This is a genomic window from Streptomyces rubellomurinus (assembly GCF_000961885.1).
GTDB lineage: Bacteria > Actinomycetota > Actinomycetes > Streptomycetales > Streptomycetaceae > Kitasatospora > Kitasatospora rubellomurina.
Genome location: NZ_JZKH01000060.1, coordinates 38,385 through 49,077 on the forward strand (window position 1 = coordinate 38,385; position 10,693 = coordinate 49,077).

4 protein-coding genes are annotated in these 10,693 nt (G+C 75.5%); 2 read left to right on the top strand and 2 right to left on the bottom strand.

Annotated elements, in window-relative coordinates:
• Positions 1 to 176 precede the first annotated feature (176 nt).
• Together VM95_RS25500 and VM95_RS25505 are read left to right on the top strand one after the other, a co-directional pair.
• A complete protein-coding gene (locus VM95_RS25500) occupies positions 177 to 710 on the top strand; it encodes a cysteine hydrolase family protein (protein WP_045700653.1) in 534 nt (177 codons plus the stop codon).
• Between the two features lie 93 nt (positions 711 to 803).
• A complete protein-coding gene (locus VM95_RS25505) occupies positions 804 to 1,466 on the top strand; it encodes a class I SAM-dependent methyltransferase (RefSeq protein ID WP_052707566.1) in 663 nt (220 codons plus the stop codon).
• A gap of 68 nt (positions 1,467 to 1,534) precedes the next feature.
• Here VM95_RS25505 and VM95_RS25510 read toward each other — a convergent pair whose 3' ends face one another.
• Positions 1,535 to 2,692: an acyl-CoA dehydrogenase family protein gene (locus VM95_RS25510; protein ID WP_045700655.1), complete on the bottom strand. Its 1,158-nt coding sequence runs from the start codon at positions 2,690 to 2,692 to the stop codon at positions 1,535 to 1,537.
• A gap of 35 nt (positions 2,693 to 2,727) precedes the next feature.
• Positions 2,728 to 10,693: type I polyketide synthase (locus VM95_RS25515; protein ID WP_157882204.1), on the bottom strand; the 7,966-nt coding region annotated here is incomplete at its 5' end.

Genomic DNA, 10,693 nt, shown 5'->3' on the forward strand with positions numbered 1-10,693 from the left:
CACGTCACGCCCGGGCGCCCGGCGTCAGGGGGTGACGCGCAGCACGAACTTGCCCGTGGAGTCGCGGCGTTCGAGGACCTCACGGCCCTCGGTGTGCGGTGTGCGGTGTGCGGCATGATCGTGACGTCCATGCTTGCTCGTCACATCCTGGCCCACCGACAGAACGAGGACGCCCGATGACCACGACCGCCTTCCCGTCCGGAACCGCCCTGGTGCTGGTGGACCTCCAGCACTGGATCGTCAGCCGCCCGGTCGCCCCGCACTCCGGCGCCGCGGTGGTGCGCGCCGCCGCCCGGCTGAAGGCGGCCTTCGAGGCGGCCGGGCGGCCGGTGGTGCTGGTGCGGCACGCCCGGCTGGACGGCAGCGACGGCGGACCGGACTCGCACGTCAACCGCTTCGCGGCGGAGGTGGCGGCCCGGCCCGGCAACGAGGTGGTCACCAAGTACACGATCTCCGCCTTCGCCGGCACCGACCTGGACGCGCTGCTGCGCCGGCTCGGCGCGACCGCTCTGGTGGTGGCGGGCATCGCCACCGAGTACGGCGTCGGGGAGACCGTCCGCGGCGCCGTCTCCCTCGGCCACCCGGTCACCGTCGTCGAGGACGCCGTGTCCGCGCTCTCCGCCCCTGCCCACACGGCCGCCCTGGCGGCGCTGCGCGGCCTGGGCGTCACGGTCACCTCCACCGACGAGCTGATCGGCCCCGCGGACTGACCGTCAGCCCCCGCCAACTACGGACCGGATCCCGGCACTTCTGCCGCGTATAGTCGTGCCGAGACGCATCCACCCCCGGGCCGGAGGTTCCCCTTGACCGCTTCGCACTCCGACCAGGTCATCGCCGGCCAGGCCATGTACAACCCGTCGACGCTGCGGCTGTACGACTTCGCGGCCTTCCAGCTCAACTGCCGGTTCCTGTTCCGCGTCCCGGTGTCCGAGGTGGTCGGCCTGTTCGACCGCAACGTGTCCGCGAAGCACCTGGACCTCGGGGTGGGGACGGGCTACTTCCTGGACCACTGCCGGACCCACCCGGGCCAGGCCATCACCCTGGCCGACCTCAACGAGCACTCGCTGAACCACGCGGCGGCCCGGCTGGCCCGCTTCGACGTCACGACCGTCCAGGCCAACGCCCTGGAGCCGCTGCCGCTGCCCGGGCGGGAGTTCGGCTCGGCGTCGATGAACTTCCTGCTGCACTGCGTGCCCGGCGACATGCGCGAGAAGGCCGTGGTGTTCGACAACGTCGCGGCCTGCGTGAAGCCCGGCGGGCGGCTGTTCGGCGCCACCGTGCTGACCGGGGGCGTGCCGGTGAACCCGCTCGCCAAGGTCATGCTGGGGGCGTGGAACAAGCGCGGCATCATGCACAACGGCGCGGACTCGCTCGACGACCTGCGCGACGCGCTGGCCGCCCGCTTCCCGCGGCACAAGCTCACCGTGCGCGGCTGCACCGCCCTCTTCGAGGCCGAGGTGCCGTAGCCCCGCAGCGAACACGACGGGCCCGAACTCCCCATTGGCCGGGAGGAGTTCGGGCCCGCTGTCGTACGTCAGGTGCGGCGCGGCACCGGGATGACGTAGCGGCTGAACACCAGGTCGCGCAGGACGTCGTCGCCGCCCTCCACGATGGAGATGTAGCGCATGTCCCGCATCAGCTTGCCGATCGGCGACTCGTCGGTGTAGCCGAGCCCGCCGAACATCTCCGAGCCGACGCTCGCCACGTCCCAACCCGCCTGCCCGCAGAACATCTTGGCGGTCAGCGCGGACTTGAGGGTGCCCTGCCGGTGCCACAGGTCGGCGGCGTTCGGGTTCGCCATGACGGCGTCGTAGTCCCGGGCGGCGCGCAGCAGATGGCTCTTCATGACGTCGATCTGCATCTCCATCTGCCCGAGCTTGGCCGCGAACACCGGGTTCTCCAGCAGCGTGCCGTCGCGCAGCGGCTTGGTCTTGGCGTAGGTCATGCAGAGGTCGCGGATGCGACGGGCGATGCCGAGCCCGGTGGTGGCGATCAGGATCCGGCTGGCGTTCAGGCCGATCTCCAGCAGCCGCAGGCCGGAGCCCTCCAGGCGGTTGGCCACGGGCACCCGGCAGCCCTTCAGGCTGACCTGGTAGCTGTACGAGGCGCGCACGCCGATGACGTTCCAGCGCTTCACGACCTCGATGCCGGGCGTGTCGCGCGGCACGAGCACGGCGTGGTGCACCTCCGGGTCCTCCGCCGAGCGGCCGACGACCACCAGGAAGTCGGCGAAGTCGGAGTTGGTGGAGATGAACTTCTCGCCGGTGATGACGAGTTCGTCCCCGTCCACGGCCACCAGGGTGTCGATCTTGCCGAGCTCGCTGCCCGCCACCCGCTCGCTGCCCGGCGTCGCGCAGAACGAGCCCCGCTCGGCCATCGGCGCCAGGTACCGCTTCTTCAGCTCCTCGGAGCCGTACAGCTGCACCATGCTGGTGCCCAGCACCGAGATGAACAGCGTGAACGCCACCCCGGCGTCCCCGTAGGCGAGTTCGTTGACGATCTCGACGCCGTCCGCCAGGCTCAGGCCCCGGCCGCCCAGCTCCTCGGGCAGCCACCAGTTCGCCAGCCCGGTCTCCCGGAACTTCTCGTACACGTCCGCGGGCTTGTCCTGGAACGTGTCGAACTCGGCGTGCCGGCCGTCCAGGTGCTCCTTGACGAACGCGCGGACGGCCTTCAGGTCTTCGGGCTTCATGCTCTCACTTTCGGGTCGGTCGGCCTGCGGGGCCGTCATTCGGAGATCGCGCGCTGCACGAGCGCCTCGATGTCGAGGTCGTCGATCTCGTCGAAGTCGTCCCCGTCGTCGAACGCGTCGTCCGGCAGGTCGGCGGTGTCCTCGTCCGCCTCCGGCTCGGGGAACAGCAGCTCCCGCACGCGCTCCGCCAGCGCGGCGGGCGTCGGGTAGTTGTAGATCACCGTGGCCGGCACGTGCACGCCGGTGTCCGCCTTGACCTGGTTGCGGAACTCGACACCGCTGAGCGAGTCGAACCCGATCTCCTGGAAGGACATGTCGGCGTCGATGTCGTCGACGGACGCGTAGCCGAGGACGGCCACCGCCGTCTCCAGCAGCAGCGCCACCAGCTCCTCGCGCTGTGCCTCGGGCGCGAGGCCGGCCAGCCGGCGCGCCATCGGGGACAGGCCGCCCTCCTCCTCGACGGGCTCGTCCGCGGGCCGCTCCGCCGCGACCTGCTCCGCGCCGGCGCCGGGCCGCAGCACGGTGCGCAGCAGCTCGGGCACGGTGTCCTGGCGCAGCGCGGTGCGGTCGACCTGCACCGGCAGCTGCAACGCGTCCTCGGAGGCGAGCGCGGCGTCGAACAGGGCGGCGCCCCGGTCGGCCGTCAGCGGCGTCATGCCGTGGCGGCGGAAGCGGGCCAGGTCGGCCTCGCCGAGGGTACCGGCCATGCCGATCTCCCACGGGCCCCAGGCGAGGGCGAGCGCGGGCAGGCCGGCGGCCGTGCGGTGTTCGGCGAGGGCGTCGAGGAAGGCGTTGGCGGCCGCGTAGTTGGCCTGGCCGGCGTTGCCGACCACGCCGACGACGGAGGAGAACAGCACGAAGGCCGACAGGCCGAGGTCCTTGGTCAGCTCGTGCAGGTGCCAGGCGGCGTCGACCTTGGGCGCGAACACCCGGTCGATCCGGTCCGGCGTCATGGTCTCCACGGCGCCGTCCGCGAGCACGCCCGCCATGTGCACCACGGCGGTGAGCGGCGCCTCGGCCGGGATCAGCGCCAGCTGCCCGGCCAGCGCCGCCCGGTCCGCGACGTCGCACGCGGCCTGGCTGACCTCGGCGCCCAACGCGGTGAGCTCGGCGGCGAGTTCGGCGGCGCCGGAGCGGCTGAGCAGCAGCAGCCTGCGCACGCCGTGCTCGGTGACCAGGTGCCGGGCGAACAGCGCGCCGAGGCCGCCGGTGGCGCCGGTGAGCAGCACCGTGCCGTTCGGGTCCCAGGCCGGCCGGGCGCCGGTCGCGCCGGTCGCGGCGGCCGCCGGGACGAGGCGCGGGGCGTAGACCCGGCCCTGGCGGACCACCAGCTGCGGTGCGCTCGGGTCCAGGGTCTCCAGCGCGCGCCGCGACTCCTCGCTGTCGTCGGTGTCGACCAGGACGAAGCCCTCGCCGTACTCGACCTGGGCGGCGCGCACCAGGCCCCGGACGGCCGCGAGGGCCAGGTCCGGCGTCTCGCCGGGCAGCGCGGCCACGGCGCCCCGGGTCACCACGGCCAGCGGGCGCTCCTGCGGCTCGGCGAGCCGGCGCTGCACCAGCTCCAGCGCCGCGTGGGCGCTCGCCCGCACGGACGCGGGGACGTCGCCGCCGGTGCTCGCCTCGACGTGCACCAGGTCGACCGGGCCGGGGGTGCCCGGCTCGACGGGCGCCCAGCGCACCGCGAACAGCGAGTCGGCGACGGCGCCCCGGGCCAGCTGCGCCGCCGAGGCGGGCATCAGGGCCAGCGAGTCGACGGTCAGCACCGGCGTGCCGTCCGCCGCGGTGATCGTGACCGACACCTCGGTGGCACCGAGCCGGGCGACCCGCACCCGCAGCCGGCCGGTGCCGCGCGCGTGCGGGGTGACGCCGGACCAGGCGTACGGGAGGAAGGTGCGCTGCGCGTCGTCCGAGGGGTCGTCCGATCCGAGCAGTGCCAGCAGCGGGTGCAGGGCGGCGTCGAACAGGGCCGGGTGCACGGCGAAGCCCCCGGCGGCGTGCGGCACCTGCTCGGGCAGCTCGACCTCGCCGTAGGCCTCGTCCCCGTCCCGCCACAGGGCGCGCAGGCCCTGGAAGGCGGGGCCGTAGCCGAAGCCCCGGCCGGCCAGCTCCGGGTAGAAGCCGGCCAGGTCCACCGCGGCGGCGCCCTGCGGCGGCCGGACGTCCGGCGCGGCCGCCCGAGAAACCGCCTGCGGGACGGCGAAGCCGGCCGCGTGCCTGGTCCAGGCGCCGGCGCCGGCCGAGGCCGGGCGGGAGTAGACGGCCACCGGGCGGCGGCCGGACGGCTCCGCCTCGCCGACCAGCACCTGCACCTGGACGGCGCCGGCGGCGAAGGTCAGCGGGGCGTGCAGGGTCAGTTCCTCGACGGACCGGCAGCCGGTGCCCTCCAGGGCGCGCAGCACCAGGTCCACCACGGCCGCGCCGGGGAACACGGCGCTGCCGAAGATCGCGTGGTCGGCCAGCCAGGCATCGGCGGCGAGGTCGATCCGGCCGTTGTAGGCGACCTGCTCGCCGGTGGCGAGCTCGGTGGCGGCGGCGAGGAAGGGGTGCGCGACGGCCGCCAGGCCGGCGCTCTCGACGTCGCCCCGCGGCCGTTCGGGCTGCGCCCAGTAGCGCTGGCGGTCGAAGGCGTAGCCGGGCAGGTCGACGGGCCGGCCGGGGCGGCCGAGGGCGGCCAGGTGGGCCGGCCAGTCGACGGGCAACCCGGCGACGTGCAGCCGGGCCAGGGCCTCGGCGGCCGAGCGGGTCTCGGAGCGGCCCTTGCGGGCGAGCGGCACGGCCGTCAGGCCGGCGTCGGCGAGCTGTTCGGCGGCCATGGCGGCGAGCACGCCGTCCGGGCCGACCTCGACCAGTGCCCCGGCCCCGGCCTTCACGGCGGCGGCCACGCCGTCCGCGAAGCGCACGGCCTCGCGCACGTGGCGCACCCAGTACTCGGGCTGCTCCAGCTCGCCGGGCTCGGCGACGGCGCCGGTCACGTTGGACACCACCGCGAGGCGCGGCGGCGCGTAGGCGACGGACTCGGCGACCCGCCGGAACCCGTCCAGCATCGGGTCCATCAGCGGGGAGTGGAAGGCGTGCGAGACGCGCAGCCGGGTGGTCTTGCGGCCGTCCGCGGCCAGCTCGGCGGCGATGGCGGTGACGACCTCCTCGACGCCGGAGATCACCACGGCGGCCGGGCCGTTGACGGCGGCGACGGAGGCGTCCCGCTCGTGCCCGGCGAGCGCGGCGCGGACCTCGTCCTCGTCGGCCTGGACGGCCACCATGGCGCCGCCGCGCGGCAGTTCGCCCATCAGGCGGGCCCGGGCGGCGACCAGGCGGGCGGCGTCGGCGAGCGAGAACACGCCGGCCACGTGGGCGGCGGCGAGCTCGCCGATGGAGTGGCCGACGACGATCGCGGGCTGGACGCCGAGCGAGGTGAGCAGCCGGTAGGCGGCGACCTCGAAGGCGAACAGCGCGGGCTGGGTCATCGCGGTCTCGTCGAGCAGCGCGGCCGTCGCGCTGCCGGGCTCGGCTCCGACGACCTCGTCGATCGGGTGCTCCAGCAGCGGGTCCAGCGCGGCGCAGACCTCGCGCCAGGCGGCGGCGAACTCCGGGAACGCGGCGACGAGTTCGCGGCTCATGCCGAGGCGCTGGCTGCCCTGCCCGGAGAACAGGACGCCGACGACGGGCGGGGCCGAGGTATGGCCGGTGGTCACCGCGGGGTCGCGCCGGCCGTCCGCCAACGCCCGGAGCCCGGCGAGGAGTTCGGCCCGGTCGGCGCCGACGATCGCGGCCCGGTGGTCGAGCGCGGTGCGCCGGGTGGCCAGCGAGAGCGCGACGTCGGCCGGGTCGGCGACGGCGGCCGGGCGGGCGTCGGCGGCCGGGTCGGCGTCGGAGACGGCCCCGGCGACGGCGGCCGGGTCGGCGTCGGAGACGGCCCCGGCGACGGCGGCCGGGTCGGCGTCGGAGACGGACCCGGCGACGGCCTCGGCGAGCTTGCGGGCCTGGCCGGCGAGGGCCTTGGCGCTGTGCGCGGAGACCGTCCAGACGAGTTCGCCCTTGGCGGGCTCGGCGGGCTCGGCGGACGGGGCGGCCGCCTCGACCGGGTCGCCCTGCTCGATGATGACGTGCGCGTTGGTGCCGCTGATCCCGAAGGAGGAGACGGCGGCGCGGCGCGGACGCTCGGCGGCGGGCCAGTCGCGCTGCTCGGCGAGCAGGCGCACCTGCCCGGCCGTCCAGTCCACCTTGCTGGTGGGCTGCTCGGCGTGCAGCGTGCGGGGCAGCACCCCGTGCCGCATGGCCTGCACCATCTTGATCACGCCCGCGACGCCGGCGGCGGCCTGGGTGTGCCCGATGTTGGACTTCAACGAGCCCAGCCACAGCGGCTGCTCGCGCTCCTGCCCGTAGGTCGCCAGCAGGGCCTGGGCCTCGATCGGGTCGCCGAGGCCGGTGCCGGTGCCGTGCGCCTCGACGGCGTCGACCTCGGCCGGGGTCAGGCCGGCCGAGGCCAGCGCCTGGCGGATGACCCGCTCCTGGGAGGGGCCGTTGGGGGCGGTGAGCCCGTTGCTGGCGCCGTCCTGGTTGACGGCGCTGCCGCGCAGTACGGCCAGCACCCGGCGGCCGTTGCGGCGGGCGTCCGAGAGGCGTTCGAGGACCAGCACGCCGACGCCCTCGGACCAGCCGGTGCCGTCCGCGTCCTCGGCGAAGGCCTTGCAGCGGCCGTCGCCGGCCAGGCCGCCCTGGCGGGCGAACTCGACGAACATGCCGGGGGTGGACATCACGGTGACGCCGCCCGCGAGGGCCAGCGAGCAGTCGCCGGAGCGCAGCGCCTGGGCGGCCAGGTGCAGGGCGACCAGGGAGGAGGAGCAGGCGGTGTCGACGGTGACGGCCGGGCCCTCCAGGCCGAGGGTGTAGGCGACCCGGCCGGAGACGACGCTGCCGGAGCCGCCGGTCAGCGCGTAGCCGGCGAGGTTGCCGGAGACGTCCTGCAGGCGCGGCAGGTAGTCCTGGGCCATCGCGCCGAGGAAGACGGCGGTGTCGGTGCGGCGCAGCCGGGCCGGGTCCTGGCCGGCGCTCTCCAGCGCCTCCCAGACGGCCTCCAGGGCGAGCCGCTGCTGCGGGTCCATGGCGAGGGCCTCGCGCGGGCTGATCCGGAAGAAGCCGGCGTCGAAGTGGGCGGCGCCGTCCAGGAATCCGCCGGCGGCGGCGAAGTCGGCGTCCGCGTCGACCTGCCAGCCACGGTCCTCGGGGAAGCCGGTGATGGCGTCGGCGCCGTCCGCGACGAGGCGCCACAGGTCCTCGGGGGTGGCGACGCCGCCGGGCAGGCGGCAGCTCATGCCGACGATCGCGATCGGCTCGTCGAGCGCGACGGCGGGCGCGACGGCGGGCGCGACGGGCAGCGCCGGGGCCTCGTCCGGTCCGGCGACCAGCTCGCGGATGCGGCGGACCACGGCGGCCGGGGTCGGGTGGTCGTAGGCGAGCGAGGCGGGCAGCTGGAGGCCCGTCGCGGCGTTGAGCCGGTCGCGCAGCTGCACGGCCGTCACCGAGTCGAAGCCGAGCTCCTTGAAGGTGTCGTCGGCGCCGATCCGCGCGGTGTCGGCGTGCCCGAGCAGGACGGCGGCCTCACCGCGCACCAGGGTCCACAGCTCGGCCTCGGAGGGGCCGGTGGGGTCAGGAGTCTCGACCATCGCGGCGGGAGCGGTCGAAGGCGATTCGGAAGCCGCCACCGTGACGGCGCCGTCGACCCAGTAGGTCTCCCGCTGGAAGGCGTACGTCGGCAGCGGCACCCGGCGGGCGCCGGTGAACACGTCGTCCCAGGCCAGGTCGAGGCCGCGGGTGTACAGCTCGGCCATGGACAGCCGCAGCCGGTGCACCTCCTCCTCGTTCCGGCGCAGCGTGGGCTGCACGACGGCGCTGCCGGCGGTGGCGGCGATGTGCATGGCCAGCACCGGGTGCGGGCTGACCTCGACGAACACGCCGTAGCCGTCCGCGGTGAGGGCCTGGACGGTGTCGGCGAAGCGCACCGGCTCGCGCAGGTTGCGGTACCAGTACTCGGCGTCCAGGGTGGCCGGGTCGACCCGGCCGGCGGTGACGGTGGAGTAGAAGGCGACGCCGCTGTCGGTGGTGGCGGCGCCGGCCACGCCGGCCAGCACCTCGTCGCGGATCGTCTCGACGTGCGCGGAGTGCGAGGCGTAGTCCACGGGGACGATCCGCGCTCGCCGGCCCTGCGCCTCGCAGGCGGCGACGGCCGCGCGCACGCCGTCCGGGTCGCCCGAAATGACGGCCGTGCCCGGGGAGTTGACGGCCGCGACGGAGACGCCGGGCTGGTCGACCTCCTCGGCGGGGACGTCCAGGATGGCCATCAGGCCGTGCCCGGACAGCTTCTCGGTGATGACCTTGGCGCGGGCGACGATCAGCCGCACGCCGTCCTCCAGGCTGAGGATGCCGGCCGCGGTGGCGGCGGCGATCTCGCCCTGGGAGTGGCCGATGACGGCGTCCGGCTCGACGCCGGCGGCGCGCCACACCTCGGCGAGCGAGACCATGACGGCGAACAGCGCGGGCTGCACGACGTCCATCCGCTGGAGGGCGTCCTCGTCGCCGAGCACCTCGCGCAGCGACCAGCCGCCGTAGTGGCGCAGCAGGCGCTCGCACTCGTCCATCCGGGCGGCGAAGACCGGGTGTGCCGCCCACAGGCCCTCGGCCATGCCGATCCAGTGGGCGCCCTGGCCGGAGAACACCCAGACCAGGCCGCCGCCCCCGGCGGCGGTGCCGGTGACGACGCGGGCGGAGGGGCGGCCCTCGGCGAGCGCGGCCAGGCCGTCGAGCAGTTCCGCGCGGTCGGCGGCGAGGACGACGCCGCGGCTCTTCAGCGCGGAGCGGGTGGTGGCCGTGGAGTGGCCGACGTCCAGCGGGCGCAGGTCGGCGTCCTCGCGGACCCGGTCGAGCAGGCGCCGGGCCTGGGCGCGCAGCGCCTGCGGGGTGTGCGCGGACAGCATCACGGGGACGGCGGCGCCGGGCTCGGGGGCTTCGCGTTCCGGGGTGGGCTGTGGCTCGGGGGCCGCGACGACGAGGTGGCAGTTGGTGCCGCCGATGCCGAAGGAGCTGACACCGGCCAGGCGCGGGCCCTCGGGCCACGGCCGGGCCTCGGCGTTGACCCGCAGCTTCCACTGCTCCAGCGGGATGCCCGGGTTGGGGCTCTCGTAGTTGAGGCTGGCGGGCAGCACGCCGTGCCGCACCGACAGGGCGACCTTGATCAGGCCGAGCACGCCGGCGGCCGGTTCGAGGTGGCCGATGTTGGTCTTCACCGAGCCGACCAGCAGCGGCCGTTCGGCGTCGCGGCCGTCCCCGTACACGGCAGCCAGGGCGCTCGCCTCGACCGGGTCGCCGGCCCGGGTGCCGGTGCCGTGCAGCTCGACGTAGCCCACCTCGGCGGGGGCGACGCCGGCGGCGCGGCAGGCCGCGCGCAGCAGGGCGCTCTGCGCCTCGGCGCTGGGCACGGTCAGATCGCCGGCGCCGTCGTGGTTGACGGCGCCGCCGAGCAGCACGCAGTACACGTCGTCACCGTCGGCGACGGCGTCGGCCAGGCGCTTGAGGACGACCACGCCGGCGCCCTCGCCGCGGACGAAGCCGTTGGCGCGGGCGTCGAAGGTGTAGCTGCGGCAGTCCGGCGACAGCGCCCCGGCGCGGGCGAACGCGATCGTGGTCTCCGGCGCCAGGTTGAGGTGCACGCCGCCCGCCAGGGCGAGCCGGGCGGCGCCCGAACGCAGGCTCTCGCAGGCCATCTGCACGGCGACCAGCGAGGAGGACTGGACGGTGTCGACCGTCAGGCTCGGCCCGTGCAGGCCGAGTTGGTGCGAGACGCGGTTGGCGATCAGGCCCCGGCTCAGGCCGGCGACGGAGTGGTGGGACAGCGCGTCGGCGCCGCGGCGGTGCACCAGCGAGGCGTAGTCGTCGCCGGTGGCGCCGAGGAAGACGGCGGTGGCGCTGCCGTGCAGGCTGTCCGGCGGGAGGTAGGCGTCCTCCAGG